The sequence below is a fragment of the Sphingomonas sp. R86521 genome (assembly GCF_042466235.1).
Lineage (GTDB): Bacteria > Pseudomonadota > Alphaproteobacteria > Sphingomonadales > Sphingomonadaceae > Sphingomonas.
In genome coordinates this window covers 339,791-358,728 of the sequence record NZ_JAXHBY010000001.1, presented here as the reverse complement: position 1 = coordinate 358,728, position 18,938 = coordinate 339,791, and the positions used below count along the sequence as shown (strand labels likewise).

Here is an 18,938-nt window from a genome sequence, read left to right as displayed (position 1 = left end):
TCCATGCAGAACACGGTCGATACGATCATCGCGAGCGCCGGCACCGGCAAGACCTACCGGCTCGTGGAGGAGATCGTCGCGGAGGTCGTGGGCGGGATCGCGCCGCATCGCGTGATGGCCACCACCTTCACCAAGAAGGCCGCGGCCGAACTCGCCGGCCGCATCAGGGCGAAGCTGATCGAGGACGGCCGCGCCGACCTGGCGGCCGCGATGCTGTCTGCCCGCATCGGCACGGTCAACTCGGTGTGCGGATCGCTGATCGCCGAGTTCGCCTTCGAGCTCGGCCGCTCGCCGGTGGCAGAGGTCATTGCGGAGGATCGCCAGGCCGCCGTATTCTCCAGGGCTGTCGGTGCCGTCATAGAGGAGAGCGGCCCGAACATCTCGTCGATCGCCGAGCGTTTCGGACTGCCTGCACGCAGCTACGTCGTGCATGGCCGCACGGTCAAAGGATGGCATGACGAAGTCAGGCGCGCGGTCGATCTCGCGCGGTCGAACGGAATCTCGGCCGACCGGCTCGCACATTGCGCCGATCGTTCCGCGCAAGGTCTCGTGGCGCTGCTGCCGGATGCGGCTCAGGGCGAAACCGCCGAAGGCCTCGACGCCGCACTGCGTGCCGCCCTCGAGGTGTGCCGGTCCGAGGTGGACCGCACCCGCGCCGGTTTGAAGTCCACCACCCTCACGAAGGACGTACCCGTCGTGGAGAAGGCGCTTCGGACCCTTGCGTCGGGCGACCGCCTGCCGTGGTCCGATTGGGCCCGTCTCACGAAGATCGGAGCCACGAAGGCGGACGCGGCGCTCTTCGCTGGCGTCGTAGCGGCGGCAGCCGCCCATCCGCGCCATCCTGAGCTCAAGGCCGACGTTCGGCGCCACATCGAACTGGTGTTCGACTGTGCCGCCCGCTGCATGGACGCCTACGCCGAGCACAAGCGTGCTCGCGGTCTGCTCGACTTCGTGGATCAGGAGATGCTCGCGCTCGAGATCGTCTCGGACCCAGCCAACGGCCCCCGCCTCCGCGAACTGATCGGCGCGGTGTTCGTCGACGAGTTCCAGGATTCCAGTCCCATCCAGATCGCCATCTTCGCGGCGCTCTCGCGCATTTCCGGCCGCAATCTCTGGGTGGGCGATCCAAAGCAGTCCATCTACGGGTTCCGCGACGCCGATCCCGCGTTGACCACTGCGGCCGCCGCCGCGATCACGCGGAAGTCGGGGGGCCAAGTCTCGTATCTGCGGCGGTCGTACAGGACGCGGCCGCAGCTGGCCGACTTCGTCAATGCGGCGATCGCGCCGAACATGCTCCGTGTCGGCATGACCGAGGAGGAGATCTGCTTCGAGGACTGCGCGCGGAACGAGGACGCCGCGGCTCCCGCCGCGCTATCCTTCTGGCCGATGACGGGGAAGCGGAAGGACGAGCGCACCGCGATGCTCGCGGGCAGGATCGCGGGGCTGCTGGGAAACCGGTCCGCATGGCCGGTCAGCGACCGTGGCGGCGCGACGCTCGACGCGCGGGGCGGGGACATCGCGGTGCTGTGCCGCGGGAACGCGCAGGTCGGGGATCTGGCCGCCGCGCTGTCCGCCTACGGAATACGGGTCGCCGTCGAGCGCGCGGGCCTGCTCGACCAGCCGGAGATCGAGTTCACGCTCGCTGCGTTCCGCTGGATCGCGGACGCCAGCGACACTCTGGCGCTCGCGGAGCTGGCGCGCCTGGCGTCGGACGACGACGGCTGGTTCTCCGCGGCGTTCGACACGGACGCCCGAGCCGGCCTGGTCGCTCATCTGCCGTTCGCCGAGGGGCTGGCCGCGATCCGCGCGCGTGCTCCCCAGCTGACTCCCGCCGAAGTCTTCGACGCTCTTCTGCACGCCGATGCGGTTCTCGACACGATCCTGCGCTGGGGCGAAGCCGAGCAGCGCCTGCAGAACCTCGAGGCGTTGCGAGGGCTGGTCGAGAGCTATCAGGAGGAACAGCGCGTCGAGCGTCAGGCCGCGACTCTTGCCGGCGCCTGCGCATGGATCGCGGGCCGGGACGATGCGCGCCAGCCAGAGAGCAGGCATCCGGACTCCGTGAACGTCATGACCTATCACGGCGCCAAGGGGCTCGAATGGCCGATCGTCGTTCTGACGGAACTCGACGCGCCCGCGCGCGGCTCGCCGTTCGGCCTGATCGCGGAAGACGAGGCCGAACCCGATTGGAGCTTTCCGCTAGCGGGGCGCGTACTCCGCTACTGGCCTTGGCCCTACGGCGAGCAGCAGAAGGACGTCGGTCTGGACGTGACCGCGCCGGCCAGTGCGCAAGGGGTCGAGGCCATCGCCGCCGAACGGCTCGAGCGGACCCGGCTGCTCTACGTCGGGATGACGCGCGCGCGCGATCATCTCGCTCTTGCCACGACGGGGGGAGCGCTGCCTTGGCTCGACGAGCTTCAGGACGATGCTGGTCTACCGCTCGTTGCGAACGCGTCTGCGGCCGTCACCGTTGCCGGCGTGCCGTTCGGTGCGCGACCCTGCCCGGAATCGAGCGAGCCGACCGACGTCGAAGGCGCCGCAGCCATTGAGTATGGCCGGCCATCGGCGGACCGCATGACGCATCCGCCGCTGCGCCTGCGACCGAGCGACGCGGTGCTGCAGAACGCCGACGTGGTGGTCGCGGCGACTGATGCCCTTGGCCCGCGAATACCGCTCGTGGGCAACCCCGACCTGCAGTTGGTCGGCGAGGCGATCCACCGCTTCCTGGCGGCGGACGACGCCGGTGCGAGCGTCGATGAGCGCATGGCTGGCGCGACGACGATGCTCGACCGATGGGGAGTGCCACAGCTGGCGCCGGGCGACCTCGTCGCCATCGCTGATCGACTGCATGCGTTCGTCTGCGCGCGCTTCCCCGGTGCGACTGTGCTTCGAGAGTGGCCCATCCATGCCGAGGACGGGTTGCAGGTGCTGTCGGGACGGCTCGATCTGCTCGTCGATCTCGGCGACGGCTACGCGATCATCGACCACAAGAGCTTTCCGGGCTCGGTGACGATCGACGACGGACGCCTACGTACTTTTGCGGGGCAGGTTTCGGTCTACGCCCGCGCCCTTCAACGCGTCACGGGGAGGACACGGTTCGAATACTGGGTCCATCAGCCGATCGCGGCGATGATGACACAAATCGAATTCGGATGAGACGCAGGCGGGATGTCACGGGCGTGCCGCTCTCGTTTGTCCCAAGAAGCGGGTCGTTACTTGCCGTTCTCCGGTACGTCGAGTTGGCACGTCGATTAGCGCCGGCGTACTCCCGATCCGATCTCGGATGGCTCGGTTTGGCCATTGGGTGAGAGGCACCTGCCGGGCTCGAGCACCGATAGCCGTTCGAAATGTCCCGCAGCCAACCGAGCGACGTAGCCGACGCCATCATACCGGGTCTTATCAAGACCCAGATGAACAGCGGAATTCTTAATATCGACGGCGGCGGCCAGCGGGCGCCAGGGGAAGACTCATCGCAGGATCGCTGGTTATGACACGCCACCATCTGCTGGGCATCACGACGCTGCTTGCCCTGGCCTCGACGGCACCGGCTGCCTCGCAGGCCGTCCATACGCCCGCTGCCGGCAGCGCCGAACGTACCTCGATCGTCAAGACTCTTCACGCGGGCGACGATGGCCCGCAATCGCGGTTCACGTTCCGCGCGTTTCAAAGCGCGTCCGTGCAGTTTCCACGACCTCCCGTGGGGCGGACTGCGTGAACGACCTCCGTCGGATCGGACGTTCGACCGACGGGAAGGTTGTGACCACGAGAAGAGGTGCAGCTTTTGCTAGGCGGCGACGAGTTCCAGGATGCCGTCGTGCAGCGCGAGCGGGGCGTGACGCGCGACAGTTCGTGACGCGCAATCGGACATCTCGCCGGCATGGACTTCGAAGCGTGAAAGGCGCGCCGCCCCGAACGCGGTGGTGAGCGCGGTATCGGCCGCGTCGCGACCAGCCGCCATCAGGATGCGGCCGATGCGTGGGATGCGGTGGCGCGCATCATGGGCATACCAATCACCATCGAGGTACACCTCGAACCAGGCGTGGAAGTCCATCGCGACGTCGACCGGCGGCACGCCGATGTCACCCAGATATCCGCTGCAGTACCGCGCCGGGATGTTCATGCAGCGGCAAAGGGCGACAGCGAGATGAGCGAAGTCGCGACAGACGCCGACACGCTCCTGGTAAGCCTCGTAAGCCGTCCGTGTCGCGCGAGCGTGGCAATAGCCGTACGTCAGACGCTCGTGGACGAAGTCGACGATCGCACGGACGCGAGCCGCTCCCGGAGCGATGTGCCCGAACAGATGCCACGCTTCGGATGACAGGCGATCGGTGTCGCAGTAGCGACTTCCAAGTAGATAGGTCAGCACCTCTGCGGGAAGGCGCTCGACCAGTTGCTGTTCGGAGTGCGGCACCGGGTCGGGCTCGCCGCCGTCCTCGATCACGAAATCGGATGAAATCGTTGTCGTACCCGGGGGCAGCATCAGGCGGGTGCACGTGTTTCCGAACGCGTCGCGATAGTCTTCCCGATCGGTTGCTGCGCCAGTGGACATCTCGACGGGCGTACGCAAGTCGGCGAGCCGTGACGGGTGGACGTTGAGCATCGCAATCAGAGGCGTTGCTGCATCGCATTCGAAGGCCAACGTATAACCGGCTCGGATCAGCATGGCGCCTCGTCCATAGAGCACCCGCAACGATCCGATCCGGTCGCCGATGATGCCATCTGACAAACTCGCTGGATCCTGAGTGGTTGCCTTGTCTTTCGAAATGCTGGCGGGTGACCATCCGGAATACGTGATGGACATGCCGCCGACATGAGCGAATGTCCGACGGCGCGGAACGGACGCGTACAATCTGACCGGAAGCGACTGTGCACGCGTCCCACTCGCCTTTGGCCTGGATCACCTTGCTTGCGATCCGTGTTTGCTCAAGTCGTGGCTTAACGAGGGACAGTGCGGAGTCGGCCTCGTTGCTCAGCATTATCGCTTGGATCTCACGGTGTGCCCACTTGTTCGGCAGCCTGCTCTATCACGTCGTGGGTCCGGTGTTTTCACGATCGCGCTTCGATGAAAAGTCGCCAAGCGCTCGAATTATTCGGACGGGGAACTTCACGACGACTGGATGGGCAGCATCGATCCGCGCGACCGGCGGTGGTCTTCATCCCTTCGCTACGGACTCAGACGACCGACTGGCGCTCGCTGAAGGCGCGAACTTCATCATCGCCCAGAAGACCTGTCCCGCCGGCTTTCTCAGCGACGACAAAGGCTTTTCGGCCTTCGGCTCGTGCTCTTTCGCGTTTTTCGCCGACGACCGCGACGCGGTTCCTGGCGGGCCAAGACACGATCGACTTCTCGTAGCGCGGATGACCGGCGCGGCGCGACAGCCGACCTAGCGGACGAGAGCAAGCCAAGCCGGTGGGCTGCGACCGGTCTCCCTCGCGACTTGCGCCGCCGTGGAGACCTCGCGCAGATCGCACGCGGCGGAGAGCGCCATGGTCCCGACAGCCGCGCCACGGCTCCAGACGTGTGGCGCATATTCCTTCTGGCCTGCCGCCGCCCGATCGCGGTCGAACTGGATCCTAGATCGGACGAACTCGACATGCGTCTTGGCACCGAGCGCGTAGGGTCTGAGCCAGGCGACTGCAGCAGCGAGACTCGCGCCCGACCGCGCCTTCCAGTCGTACCAGTCCTCGCCGTGAGCCTTCGCGCTGAGCGCCGCCATAAGCAAAGGGTCGAGGTCGTAGGTGACGTAGTGCAATGCGTCGCGCTCGTAGAAGTCGAACACGGAGCCGTCTGCTCGGATGTTGGCGGACACTTGCCGTCGGTACGCCACGCGAGCGCGCCTGATCAGCGTCGGGTCGCCGCTGGCGAACGCCGCCATCGTCGCGAGCTTGACCCGGTGGCTCTGCCAATTGGTCCGGCTGTTCTTCGGCTGCCCATCCATCGCGTCCAGATACCCTGTTGCCAAGCTGCGCCAGAACGTCCCGAGCCTGGCTCGCGTGGATTGGGGAAGGTCGGGACCGGTGAGGTCGCTCGCCAGGATCAGCTGATCGAACCCCGTCTCGTCGATCGGATTGAACGAAGGACGGTAGGTCGTCGCCCACGCGAGAAGGTATCGGTCCGCACCTTCGAGATATTTCGGCTTTCCGGTCGTCCGCCAGGCGAGACCCATCGCCAGGATCGCGGGCTGATCCTCCTTCGCGTAGAGGCTTTCCTCGCGAATGCCCTGGTTCGGCAGCGTTCCCTCCGTGTGCAGATCCGCCCGGGCGCGCGGCTGGCGCGCGGTCGCCGCGTCCGCTTCCGCGACGATCCCCGCCACGGCATCGGGCGGAAGCGTATGCTGGCCGGCGGGCCCGAGCAGTGCGAAGGGCTGCGGTGCAGGGGACGCCCCTGCGAGCGTCAGCATCATCACGAAACCAAGCAGGGCTCTGGGCATCAGAACCGGGCCCGCAGCGTCGCTTGGAAGGTCCGCCCGTCGTAGTCGATGCGCCGGGGCAGCATGGGGTCCGCTTCGTATTCGGAGCGGGTGGCGTCCGTCACGTTGAAGGCGTCCACCGACAGCGAGATGCGTTCGGTGACGTTCACCGACGCCGAGGCGTCGAGCTGGCTCCGGGAATTGACCGTCCGCGCGTCGCCGACGAAGCTGTTGCCCGCCGCCAGATCGTAGTGCCCCCGCCAGTTGTACGTCAGACGCAGCCCGAAGCGCTTGGTCTCGAAGTACCCGATCACGTTGACGTTGTGCTTGGACACGCTCGGCAGAGTGATCGGGTTGCCCGAAGGATCCTTGCCGCTGATCTCGGTGAACGTGTAGTTCGCAGCGCCTCCGAGGAAGCGCAGCACGCCCGGCAGGAAGTCGAAGTTCTGCTGCGTGGCGATCTCCACGCCGCGAACCCGGATAGGCTGCTGGTTGGTGATGCCGCTGACCCGAACGATCGCGTTCACCGGCGTTCCCGCCGCACCGACGAAGACGTTCGAGCTGACGCAGTTCGGTCCGACGACGCTGAGGCTGCCCAGACCATAGTCGGTGCCGGCGATCTGGCCGTTCGACGGACAGAGCACGTTCGGATCGGTGATCGGACCGATGTAGCCTTGGATGTCCTTCTGGTAGGCGGCCACCGCGAAGATTCCTCCCGGTCGATTGTACCATTCGAGCGACACGTCGTACGAGTTGGCGGTATAGGGCTTGAGATCGCTGGCGCCCACCTGCACCGTATATACCGGATCGACCGGAGGTGTGATGGCCTCCGGCAACTGGACGTAGGTCGTCGGCACGTTGTCCCGCGGCTGGGGCCTGACGTAGGTCTTGTAGTATGCGAGCCGAAGCAGCAGCTTCTTGCTGATGTCCGCTGCGATCATCGCCGAAGGCAGGAGATAGTCGTAGCTGTTCTTGTACGTCCGCTGCGTCATGCGGTGGTTGAGCGGCCCCGTTACCGTCGCAAGGGCACTCGAACAGTTCGAACAGTTCAGCGCATCGATCGTCTGGCGTGTACGCTCGTAGCGTAGCCCGGCATTTCCGCGAATCCGCATGCCGATCGCCTCGCCGTCGAACTTCGCCATTCCGTAGATCGAGCCTACGTCCGTCTCGTTGACGAAATTGTTGTTGAAGTAGTTGGCGTCCCAGTAGTTGTTGACCAGTCCGTATGGCGTGAGAAAGACGCCCGATCCAGGAGCGATGATGAACTGTCCGGGCAGCCCGGTCGGGTTGGCGGTCGTACGAGGACCGGTGTTGACCGGCGTGATCGCCGACAGGACGCCGTTGATGTCCACCGTTCGCCAAGCCTGGGTGTAGCCGCCCGCCGTACCGCCGAAGAAGTCTCCGAGATACGGGTTCGCCTGCGACAACGAAGGTGTGATGTTCTGCGTCTGGGCTCCGAGCGACGTGTTGCGGGAGCCCGTGGAGATGAACCTGTTCCACTCGTAGCGGCCGCCGACCTGCAAGCTGGACAGGAAGCCGCCCTGAATGGTTCTCTCCAGATCCATCTGGGCCGCAGTCAGATGGTTCTCGGATCGGCCGTTGGTGCCGGTCACCCCGAACCGATCGCCGGCGACGGTCGCCGCCTGTCCGGGCATCGGCGCGCCCGCCTGAGTGGCCTGGTTTGCGGCGGACGGTATCGTGTACCCGCCGTTCGGAATGTGGGAGGCGTTCGGCGTGTTGAGGTCGATGTCGAAGTCGGACAGATCTTTCCCGCCGGTGAACACGCTCGCGGTGAGGCCGTTCAGACCGGCGGGTCCGAGGTTGCGGTAAGGGTTCTGGATGACGTCGAACTCGATCTGGTTCGCTTCCACGAGTGCGCGCGACACGGTGCCCTGCGCGCTGAAGCGCCAGTCGTCGGTCTTGTACTCGACCGTCGGGTTGATCGCCCAGGTCTGCTGGATGCCCGGTTCCGATCGTATCGAATCGTAGGTCTGGAGGTTCTCGGCCGAGAACTTGTTGATGTACGCGCGCGGACCGTTGGCAGTGTTCACGACGTACGGCGTGCCGAGGCTGGTGAGGTGCGCGACCGCCGAGGTGGCGTTCAATCCCGTGTTGGTGTTGTTGCCGGCCGAAGCATCGACGTAGAGCAGCTGGTTGGTCGCCTGGTCCAGGTTGCGCCGGGTGTAGAATCCGGTGACGCCCAGCTTCACGTTGTCCACCGCCTCCCATTCGAATCCGCTGGCTCCCGTCAGGAGGTTGCCCTCGTTGAAGCGTACGAACTGTCGCATCTGGCTGGGGTAGTAGACGCCGCCGGGATACTGCGCAGCCAAGGCGTCGTAGATCGGATTGGCACCGGCGGCCGCCTGGTTGCCGACCTGCACCGCACCGATGCGATTGCTCCAGGAGTTGACGGAGATCGAGTCGCGCCTGAACTTCTCGTTCTTGTAGGCGACGACGCCGAACGCCGCGAACCGGTTGCCGACGAAGTTGTAGCCGGCCGACAGGCCCGGGCTGCCGAGCTTCCCGAGGTCGTTGTACTCGTACGACGCCTTCATGAAGCCGCCACGCTTCCGGCCGAGGGCCGGCGCCACGCGCAGATCTATGTTCCCCGACAGTCCGCCGGCGATGTTCGAAGCGTCCGGCGACTTGATGATCGTGATCGAGGTGAAGATGTCCGAGTTGAAGGCGCCGAGCGGTGTGGACCCGTTCAGGATCGGATCCGCGAAGCCGACGCCGTTAAGCGTCGTGCGGGCGAACGTTCCCGGCAGACCGCGAAGCGAGATGGTCGCGTTGCGTGCATCCGCCTCGCGGTTGATCTGAACCCCCGGCAGGCGCTGTATCGCCTCGCCGACGTTCAGATCCGGGAAGCGGCCCAGGCCGTCGGAAGAGATGGAGTCCGTGATCTGGGCGGAGTTGCGCTTGGTAGCGAGCGCGTCCGCGTAGGACTGACGGAAACCGGTCACGACGACGTCGTCGGTACGCGCTGACGTGGCGTCCCCGGTCGCCTGGTCGACGCCTCCCGATGCCTGCGCGTCAAGCGGAGGAGCCGTGTTCTCCCCGCTCTGGGCTTGCGACGGCGTACCGGTCGTGGCCGGGCTGGCTCCGGAGGAAGGCGCCGTGCCGGGCGGCACCGGCTGCGGGGACTTCTGCGCCATGGCTGGATTGATGGTCGCGAGTACGGACAGCGCGGCACCCGCGCAAAGGAGACCCTTCGACATACCTCTTCCCTCTGATATCACGGGTCCTGGCCCACGCCCGGGTTGATCCCGGTGTCAGTACAGTTCAGGCCTTCATATTCCGTATGTCAATAGTTATCATACAACTCTCGACGCACGGTCGCATATGTATTGGATCGACCTCTGCGCTTCTCAGGCGGGGGTCCATCCGATGCTCGGAAGCATTCGAACGAATGTGCGAGCGGCGATCGACCTCTGAGCGGCAACTCGATTCCGATGAGGTTTTAGATGCCGAATTGCTCGCCCGGCCACAGCGGGAACGCTCCGACTCGGTGACGCTCGTTGTCGCCGAAAGCATACGATCACGAAACGCCAGGATTGTCAAATAGTTGTGCGACAACTCTAGCTGCTCGGTAACCGCTCCTGCATTCCTCATTTGGGTTCGGCGCTGCCATCCGAGCCGTTCCTGATCTGCCGGTGCGAAGCTGCGACCCCTATCTCCAGCCCGCGGATCTCGGCCAGTCCTTTCATCCGCCCCAGCAGCGAGTAGCCGGGGTTCGTCGTGCGCTTCAGATCGTCGAGGATGCGATGTCCATGATCCGGTCGCATGGGGATGCTGCGACGGGTCCTGGTCGAGAGCCGATGCACGGCCGTCACGACGGTCCGCCATGCTCGCATCTCCCTCCAGGTGGGGCGCCTCGTGGAACCCTCCGGCGGCTTCGCGCTGCACGGAGCGCAGATGAAGGAACCCGATCCTGTCGCCCAGTCGCTCGATCATGCCCGGGAGATCGTTGTCGGCTCGTACGCCGAGTGATCCGGTGCAGAAGCACAGACCGTTCGCAGCGCTCGGGACGGCTGCAAAGATGCTGGACAGATCCGCCTCCGTGCTGACCACTCTCGGCAGCCCGAAGATCGGAAACGGAGGATCGTCGGGATGGACCACGAGCGTCACGCCGGCGGCTTCCGCCACGGGACAGACGCCTTCAGGAACGCGATGTGGTTCTGCCGCAGCCGGTCGGCGTCGACGCCGTCATAGGTGCGGAGCGCAGCGCGGAAGGCTTCGGTGTCGAAATGCTGCTCGCTGCCGGGAAGTCCGGCGATGATCGTCCGTTCGAGCCCGACGCGGTCCTCCGACGACATAGCGCCGAAGCGATCGGCCGCAGCCGTCAGCGTCGCTCCGTCATAGTCGTGCGCGGCGCCTGGGCGCTGGAGGATGTGCACGTCGTAGGCAGCGACTGCGACGTGTTCGTATCGCAACGCCAGGGCGCCGTCCGGCATGGCGTAGGCGAGATCTGTCCGCGTCCAGTCCAGCAGCGGCATGAAGTTGTAGGTGACGACCCGGATGCCGCACGCTCCCAGGTTGGCGAGGCTGGTCCGATAGGCGTCGATCAGCGCGCTCCAGTCGCCGTTGCCGGTCTTGATCCCGTCGTCGACCGGAAGGCTTTCCACGACTGACCATTCCAGCCCGGCCAGGGCGATCTCGCGCTGGACGTCCTGGATAGCCTCGACCGTCCAGACCGCACCGTTCGGCACGTCGTGCAGCGCAGTGACCACGCCGGTCGCTCCGCACTGCCGAATGTCGGCCAGACGGACCGGGTCCGATCGCCCGAACCAGCGCATGGTCTGGGTCATCAGCACCGGGCGACGGTCCTGCGGATCGCTCATCGACCGGTCCGTTCGGCGTAGAAGTCGGCGAGGACGTCGAAGGCCATCTTGCGCTGCCCCGTCTCGGAGATCAGTCCCTTGCGGTTCCAGCCCTGCTGGAACTCGTTCTGCCGCCGCGGCGAGCGGAAGTCCTTGAGTATCCACGGCGACATGCCCCGCAGCGTCGGCATCCGCCTGGCCATCGCGAGCGTCGACCGATAGTATTCGGCTTGGAACTCCTCCGAAAACTTCTGCGGCGATCCACGCCCATCATGGAAGCCGGCCTTGGCGTCCGCTCCGAACTCGGAAAGGAGCACCGGTTTGTCGCTGGGAACGTGCCACTCGCTCGCCGGAAGGGCGGACAACGGGTCGCCGGAATACCATCCGTTGTACGTGTTGATGCTGAGCACGTCGAGCCGCGCGGCCAGCGGGTCGTTCATCGTCATCACCGGAGGCCCCTTCCCCCCGGCACGGTCGACGAGCAGAGCCGCGCTGACGAGCCTGCTGTCGTCCAGTTTGCGGACGTCGTCGATCAGCGTGCCGAGGAAGGCGTTGCGCGCGTCGGTCGCGGGCGTTTCGTTCGCAACGCTCCAGATCCCTATCGCTGCGCGGTTGCGGTCCCGGCGGATGTTCTCGGCGATCATGCGACGTGCGGTTGCAAGGGTGGCCGGGTCGTCCCACGCGATCATCCAGTACACCGGGATCTCGCTCCACACGAGCAGTCCCAGCTGATCGGCCATCCGTAGGGTCACCTCCGAATGGGGGTAATGGGCGAGACGGACGAAGTTGGCGTGCAGCCCCTCCTTCGCTTCCGTCAGGAGCGCCCGGGACGCGGCGGGGGTCATCGTCCGTGCCGGGTTCGATCCGAGCTCCTCTTCGTGGACGCTGATCCCTCTGAGGAAGATCGGACGGCCGTTGAGCAGGATGTCGGAACCTCGCGTCTCGACGGTGCGGAACCCGATCCGGTCCCGCCAGACGTCCTCGCCGGCGCTGACCGCGACGTCGTAGAGCTGCGGTCGATCCGGCGACCAGCGCACGAGCGAGCGCGGGGCCGTCGCAGTGGCCCGCCAGTCGCCATGGGCGTCCGTACGGCCGCTCATGGACGTCGCAAGACCGGCGATCGTCAAGCTGATCGGGCGGCCGGCGGCCTGCGGCCCGTCGAGGTGGACGTCGATCGCGAGCTGCCCGGTGCGGTTGAGCCGCACCCAGGCGTCGTCCACGTAGGTCCGCGGGGTCTCGATCAGCCGGATTTCGCGTGTGATTCCGCCGTAGTTCTCCCAGTCCGTCACGGGCGGTGGAACGGTGACCTTGGTCGCCGCCGAATCGACGCCGATGGTGATCTGGTTGTCGCCTTCGCGCAGGACTTCGGTGACGTCGAACGCGAACGGCGTGAAGCCGCCCTCGTGCTGACCGACCGGCTTGCCGTTCATGTACACCCGCGTCGTGTAGTTCGCGGCCCCGAACCGCAGGAAGACTCGCTTGTCGGCATTCTTCTTCGCAGCGAAGTGCTTCTGGTACCAGACGAGGCCCTGATAGTGCCGCATCTCGGCCGAGTGGGTCAGCCAGCTTCCCGGGAGCGTCGCGATCGGAGCGCGGTCCATGTCGAACTCGAACTCGGTTCGGGTGTCGCGGCGCATCGTCTCGCCGACGTCGATGTCGGCCCACCGAGCGTCGGAGGCGTTCGGGGCTTTGCCGTGAAAGCCGGCGAGCCCCGACCGATAGGGATCGACGGAATAGTGCCAAATGCCCGTGAGATCGATACCCGGCCGTATGTCCGCCGAAACGAGCACGGGCGCCCTGGACGCTGCCGCCGCCGGACGGGTCGGTTCCGCATCCTGTGCCGATGCCGGTGCGGCGAGCACCGCAGCAGCGACCACGAACCTAAGGTCTGTCATTGCGTCCCTCCGTTCCGAACTCGTGGCGAAGACCGGCATGTCGTTCGAAGAACGTGCCGACGTCGCGCTTCCATTCTTCCGTTCACCGATCCCTCGTCGGCAACCTCGGACGCCTGACGCCGGCTGTCGAGTAGCCCCCCGACGAAGCCGCATGGCGTCATCAGGCTGCCCACAGGACGGGCTGGCGGATCGGGAAGTTCCGTACGATCTCGGGGTCCTTGGGATCCGGATCGAGCGTGCGCCACAGCGCGACCCAGTCGGGTCGGTCGAGTGCCGTGCCGCCTAGGAGCAGACTCGGCTGGCGAACGGGCAACGCGTCGAAGTGTTCGACGTCCGCTGGATAGGGCCAGCGGGCCTTGTTCCTGATGAACGGCACCATGAAGCCGATGGCGTCCGCGACCGATCCGCTGTCGGCGCCACGGACGGTCCAGAGGGATGCGCCTCTGGATGACAGTATCCGGCATGCGGCCGCCAGGACGTCGAGGTTGAAGAGCGAATAGCTGTACGGCTTGGTTCTCGCGAGTTCGCGTGGCTGTCGCCCATCGACGGATATCTGGTCGGGCACGATCACCGTCGCGAACCTGGTTCGCAGGACGGCTAGGGTCGCCTCGTCCTCGATGAGGTCGGCGAACGCGGCACACTGGAGAAGCCAGCACGTGCCGTGATTGTTCTTCTGGTCGCGCTCCTCGATGCCTGCGGGGGACGTGGTCATCCAGCGGAGGTATTCGCGGAACCAGGCCTCCACGCCCGATCTAACCCTCGCGTCGTAGCCTGGCGCTTCCATGTCGCCGAGCATTTTGGCCGCTCTTGCGACCTCGACGATCTGCAGCGTGTCGATGATGCCGATCGCACGCCCCGTATCTCGGCCGATGATCGCCTGCGCATGCGCCAGGTTCGGCGCCATCCGCGTGTTCCGGTTCACGAACCACGCGCGAAGGTGGGCTGCCGCCGCCCGGGAGAAGCGCTTGTCGCGTGTCATGGACCACGCGGCCACGAGCGCCGGCACACGAACGCCGACCGCGATCAGCGCGTCGCGATGCCCATCGAACTTCGACGGATTGGAGAACCCGTCGCGGCGCACGTACGGGCCGCCCGGCGCCGCCGCGTCCGGCCACCAGTAGTCCGCCTCCGAGTAGTAGTCGTGCGTATCGCCCGGGCTGCGTGGCGCGGCGATCGAGGTGATCGTCCGTGGCGGATCGCCGAGATACGTGGTGGCCATGCGGACGACTCGTTTCCGCTCCTCCGTCCGAAGATCGGGAGAGGCGACCAATGCCCCTGCGGGCGCGACGAGCGTGGCCAGTCCCGCGCCGAGGAGCGATCGGCGGTCCATCATGATGACGTCGACGGATCGCCGATGTTCTTCAGCCCGCCGGGAGCGACCGGCGCCGCTGCGGGCTCAACGGACGGGAGGTGCATCGGCGCGATACTCGAGTGCCGCAGGATACCCGTCCGCCTTACGAGGGTAGCTACCGGGGCCCCACGCCCAGGAGGCGCGGGTGAGAAGTTCGTCCAGTTCCTGCGGTTCCAGGCGGAGCTCCTTGTACGGCCACTTGTCCAGCTTCCCGCGGTACGCAGCGAGGAAGTCGGTGGCCTTTCGAAGTCCACGCCCCTTCGCGTCCGCATGTCCCCACAGGTCGGTCCCGAGGCACGTGGCCATCTCCGCGACGTCATAGGCCGGCATCAGCGCGTAGATCGAATAATGGAGGCTGCGCGTCCTTGCCAGCTCGGCGGGCAGACGCCCGTCGGCATCCATCTGCGCCGAGATACGGCGTGTCGCGAACTGGTCGACGACCTTCCTCGCGACCTCGGAACGGCGGGCGAACAGCGCATACTGGGTGATCTGGCTGTCGAACCAGATGCCGTGGTTGTTCTTCGCCGCCTGCTCCGCCCTGCCGTTGCGGCTCTTCAGCATCCAGTCGACGTAGCGGCCGAACCAGCGCTCCAGCGCCTTGCCCTCTTCGGGCGTCAGGGCCCGCGATGGCGCGAGCAGACCGATGGCGTCGACCACGGGCTGGAAGGCGTTGGTGTCGAGCACTCCCTCCGCCCGTCCATCCTCGCGACCGCGGACCGCCTGCGCGAAGTTCGCGTTGGGGTTCATGGCCGTGGCCGGATCCAGGAACCAGGTTCGGATCAGCTCCGCCGCCTTCTTCGCGTATCGGGTATCGTCGCTGTAGTAGTAGGCCAGCGCCAAAGCACGGACATCGCCACTCATCCGTCCGATCGCCGTACGGTCGTAGCTCTGGGTGTCGCGAGCCGGGTTGAACTCCCCGTCGCGGCGCACGTACGGCGCATGCGGGTTGCCGGGCACGGGCCACCAATAGGGGGCGATGCTCAAGTAGTCGTGGCGGTCGCCCGACGGCGGCAGCGTCGTCTTGTCGGTCACCGCACCGGGGCGCCTCGCCAGAGCGGCGTCGGCTTGACGGAGCAAGATGCGGTAGGCCGCGGCGACGACCGGGTCGGTGTCGCGCACCGCCTTGATGGCGACGAGCTGGTCGGCCTTCAGGAAGAACGTGCGGCGTCCACCGAACGTCGCGGAATATCCTTCCTCGCCCTTGCAGACGGGCTGGGATGGCGACGCCGCTGGCGAAAAAGCCGCCGCTGCGCAAGAAAGCGCAACGGCGGCAGAGGCCAGGACCAGGGGGAGAACGGTCCCGACGACTCGCATCACATGCGGACCCTGAAACCGAGGAAGTACTGGGTGCCGCTGTTGGAGACTTCGGCGATGCTGTCCTCGCCGCCCTTGTAGAACACGTCCTTGGTGCCGGTCAGGTTTAGTGCCTGCGCCTTCAGCTGGACGTTGTCCGTGAGGTTGTACTGGGCGGAGAGGTTGAGGAAATCGGACCCGCGTACCGAGCGGTTCGTGCCGCCGTTCGGCTTGTAGTAGTCCGAGCGGTAGCGATACGAGGCGCGGATCGAGAAGCCGTACTTCTCGTAGTAGACAGAGCCGCTGGCGGTCCATTTCGACAGGCCGATCAGATTGGCGGGATCGGTGAACGGCGCCAGCGTCGACGTGTCGGGATACTGGAAGTTCGCGAACGCGCGGTTGGCCGACGCCTGGACGCCGAACCCGTCGAGTGGCGACGGCAGCCAGGTGAAGGCATGGCTGCCCTGCACTTCCACGCCGTACAGGTTGCGGGTTTCCGCGTCGTTGGCCGGCGCGGTCGGGTTGATCGTGAGGTTCACCGTCTGGCGCGGCCCACCGTTGGTGATCGTCGTGACCGTGATCGGCGTCGGGATGGCCTGGTTAGCCCCGATCACCGCCCCCTTCACCCATTTGTAGTAGCCCGCGACCGAGAACAGCGTGTCCTTGGACGCGTACAGCTCGAGCGACATGTCGGCGTTCCACGCGCGCAGCGGCTTCAGGTTCGGATTGCCGGTGGTCGCGTCGAAGATGATGTTGTTCACGCCCGCGCCGGTCGACGGGTTGAGGTTGATGCCGGCACCGAAGCTCTCGATCCCCGAGCGGGCGATCGCTCGGTATCCGGCGAGACGCAGCTTCAGCTGGTCGGACAGTTCGAACGCGAGGTTCGAGCTCGGCAGGAAATAGTTGTACTTGCCCTTCGCCGTGTTCGACGACAGCGTTCCGGTGGGATCGACGGCGACGGTGTAGTTGTCGGCGCCGGTGTCGACCGTGATCAGATAAGCCTGTCGGAAGCCCTTCGACGTGATGTTCGTCCGGATCCAGCGCAGGCCCAGGTTGCCGCTGAATGGAAGGCTGCCCAGCTCGGACTTGAAGCTCGCCATCGCGTAGGCCGCGTAGATGCGCTCGCGCACGTCGATGTCGCTGGGATCGCGCCCGTCCACGGGGAACGGCAGCGCGTCCGAACTGCCCGTGAAGGTGCGGAACAGGCACTCGTTGTCGAACGTCGCCCACTGGCTGAGGTTGGTCTCGCCATCGAAGTAGGACCGCGTCGTGAACGGCGCACGACAATTCTGGTTGGCGGTCGTGATCAGCTGTGCGGGCGTCTGGCCGTTGATCGGCACGAGCGTCGCGAGATCGCTGTTGGCGGCGTTGTCGTTCGTGCGGTGATGGTCGGAGACGCGGCCGCCGAACTTCAACTGGTTGAAGAACCCATCGAAGTCGCGCGAGACGTCGCCGCGCAGCGCCCAGATCTTGTCCTGCCGATCGGTGACGAACCGGTTGCGCGCATACACGGCTGTGGCCGCGGTCGCGAGGAAGCTGGCCGGATCGGTCACGTCGAAGCCGTTGCCGAAGGTGACGTTGGGGACGACGTTGTCGCCGACGTAGGTCAGCGTGTAGGGCACGCGCGTCGTCGAGCGCATCCGCGTAGCGCGCTGTGTCTCGGTGCGATGCGAGTCCGAATAGGAACCGTCGACCGACACCGTCCAGCGGTCCGGCCGCCAGATCAGGTTCAGACCGCCGCCATAGTACTTCTCGGTCCGTTCGCGGCGTTCGAGCTGGTCCTCGATGTTGGAATTGCCGCTGTAGCTGATGAGCGCCCCTGTCGAATACCCGTTGGTGCCGTTGCCGATGATCAGCGGCGTGACGCCGCGCAGGCCCTCGGCGATCGACAGCACGTTGCGCTTCTCGAGGCTGGCCCGGTTGGAGAACTGCCCGTCGATCGCGACCTCGAAGTTCGAGGACGGTCGCCACTGCAGCGCGCCGATAACCGCGTCGCGGACCTCGGCGGTCTGCTGCGTGCGGAAGCTGCGCGACGAGTTGGCGTAATAGACCGGCCCGCGCGTCTCGCCGACCAAAACCGGCGTCTGCCCGGTCGCCGGCGCGACCGACCGCGGCCCCGTCGCCAGCGTGCAGTTCGCGCCCGCGCCCGCGGCGATCAGCGCCGCTGCGGTGCCGGTGATCAGCGCGGAGTTGTTGGCCGACGTGTTGCACGCCTGGAACGTCGCGTTTGCGTTGTAGTAGTCTTCCGGCGCGGTCGTGTCCTGCCGCTGATAGCCGATGCTGATGCCGATGTCGCCGATGCCGGTCTTGAACTGGTCCGTGTACGAGATGTTGGCACGGTAGCCGAGCCCGTCGTCCTGATAGACGTCGTCGGACTTGGGCTGGAAGTCGGCGCGGATTTCCGCCTGCAGTCGGCGCTTGCCGTAGTCGAGCGGCTTGAGCGAGCGCAGTTCGATGATGCCGCCGACGCCGCCTTCGAGGAAGTCGGCCTGCTGCGTCTTGTAGACCAGTACGCCATTGACGAGTTCGGAGGGGAACTGCTGGAATGCCACCGACCGATCGGCGCCGGCGGTCGAGACCTCGCGCCCGTTGAACGTCGCGAAGCTCAGCGTCGGACCCAGGCCGCGCACCGAGATCTCGTTGGCGTTGCCCTTGAAACGGTCCGCCGACACGCCGGCGAGACGCTCAAGCGTGTCGCCGACTGAATTGTCGGGCGTCGAACCGATCTCGTCGCTTACCAGCCCATCGACGACGACGCTCGAATTGCGCTTGAGCTCGATCGAGGTGCGCTGCGTGGCGCGGGCGCCGGTCACGACGATGTCGGCCGATGTATCATCCGCCGCTGCAGCGGCCTGTGCGATGGGATCGGTCGTGGGGTTGGTGATGTCGGGCGTCTGCGCCTGCGTAGGATCGAGCGCGCTGCCCTCGGGCTTGACCGGGTTGCCCTGCACTGCCGGGGATGCCGCGCTGCTGCCGGCGGGCGACTGGGCCGAGGGATCCTGCGGGGTCCCGGTCTGCGCCGCGCCGAAGGCCGCGCTGGACAAGGCCGACCAGGCGGTCGTCACGAGCAGCGCCGAACAGGCGCAACGACGAATCCTTGAATGCATCATGTGATCTTCCTCCCTGTTTCCTCACCGCACCCCATTGAGGTTGCGGCGCCCGGCTGTTACCG

The 18,938-nt window shown here is 66.1% G+C and carries 12 protein-coding genes; 3 read left to right on the top strand and 9 right to left on the bottom strand.

What is annotated here, in order from left to right; genetic code table 11:
- Positions 1 to 3 precede the first annotated feature (3 nt).
- Complete coding sequence (locus tag SJY20_RS01750) at positions 4 to 3,153, top strand: UvrD-helicase domain-containing protein (protein ID WP_380784889.1); 3,150 nt, start codon at positions 4 to 6, stop codon at positions 3,151 to 3,153.
- Positions 3,154 to 3,484: 331 nt separating this feature from the next.
- Positions 3,485 to 3,712, top strand: coding sequence for a hypothetical protein (locus tag SJY20_RS01745; protein WP_380784887.1), 228 nt, complete (start codon positions 3,485 to 3,487; stop codon positions 3,710 to 3,712).
- 69 nt (positions 3,713 to 3,781) lie between these two features.
- Here SJY20_RS01745 and SJY20_RS01740 read toward each other — a convergent pair whose 3' ends face one another.
- Positions 3,782 to 4,660 (bottom strand): transglutaminase family protein, encoded by an 879-nt coding sequence (locus SJY20_RS01740; RefSeq protein WP_380788514.1) that lies wholly within the window; start codon positions 4,658 to 4,660, stop codon positions 3,782 to 3,784.
- Positions 4,661 to 5,001: 341 nt separating this feature from the next.
- Between SJY20_RS01740 and SJY20_RS01735 the strand changes: the two genes are divergently transcribed.
- Entirely contained in the window at positions 5,002 to 5,385 is a 384-nt protein-coding gene (locus tag SJY20_RS01735; protein ID WP_380784886.1) for a hypothetical protein, read from the top strand.
- Here SJY20_RS01735 and SJY20_RS01730 read toward each other — a convergent pair.
- The 8 genes from SJY20_RS01730 to SJY20_RS01695 form a co-directional block, all read right to left on the bottom strand.
- Positions 5,382 to 6,428: an alginate lyase family protein gene (locus SJY20_RS01730; protein WP_380784885.1), complete on the bottom strand. Its 1,047-nt coding sequence runs from the start codon at positions 6,426 to 6,428 to the stop codon at positions 5,382 to 5,384. The two genes, SJY20_RS01735 and SJY20_RS01730, sit on opposite strands and share 4 nt — an antisense overlap.
- A complete protein-coding gene (locus tag SJY20_RS01725) occupies positions 6,428 to 9,625 on the bottom strand; it encodes a TonB-dependent receptor (RefSeq protein WP_380784884.1) in 3,198 nt (1,065 codons plus the stop codon). The genes SJY20_RS01730 and SJY20_RS01725 overlap by 1 nt, the downstream gene beginning before the upstream one ends.
- 390 nt (positions 9,626 to 10,015) lie before the next feature.
- Positions 10,016 to 10,240 carry a mannonate dehydratase gene (locus SJY20_RS01720; RefSeq protein ID WP_380784883.1) on the bottom strand — a complete coding sequence of 75 codons (225 nt, stop codon included), beginning with the start codon at positions 10,238 to 10,240 and terminating at the stop codon, positions 10,016 to 10,018.
- Positions 10,241 to 10,531: 291 nt separating this feature from the next.
- Positions 10,532 to 11,248, bottom strand: a complete 717-nt coding sequence (gene uxuA / locus SJY20_RS01715; protein WP_380784882.1) for a mannonate dehydratase — start codon at positions 11,246 to 11,248, stop codon at positions 10,532 to 10,534.
- A complete protein-coding gene (locus tag SJY20_RS01710; protein WP_380784881.1) occupies positions 11,245 to 13,122 on the bottom strand; it encodes a glycoside hydrolase family 2 protein in 1,878 nt (625 codons plus the stop codon). Before SJY20_RS01710 ends, uxuA begins: the two co-directional genes overlap by 4 nt.
- Positions 13,123 to 13,282: 160 nt before the next feature.
- Complete coding sequence (locus SJY20_RS01705; RefSeq protein ID WP_380784880.1) at positions 13,283 to 14,455, bottom strand: alginate lyase family protein; 1,173 nt, start codon at positions 14,453 to 14,455, stop codon at positions 13,283 to 13,285.
- A 63-nt stretch (positions 14,456 to 14,518) separates the two neighbouring features.
- Positions 14,519 to 15,787: an alginate lyase family protein gene (locus SJY20_RS01700; RefSeq protein WP_380788513.1), complete on the bottom strand. Its 1,269-nt coding sequence runs from the start codon at positions 15,785 to 15,787 to the stop codon at positions 14,519 to 14,521.
- The gene (locus tag SJY20_RS01695; protein WP_380784879.1) at positions 15,787 to 18,876 is read right to left on the bottom strand and encodes a TonB-dependent receptor; all 3,090 of its coding nucleotides are present in this window, start codon (positions 18,874 to 18,876) and stop codon (positions 15,787 to 15,789) included. Before SJY20_RS01695 ends, SJY20_RS01700 begins: the two co-directional genes overlap by 1 nt.
- Between the last annotated feature and the right edge of the window lie 62 nt (positions 18,877 to 18,938).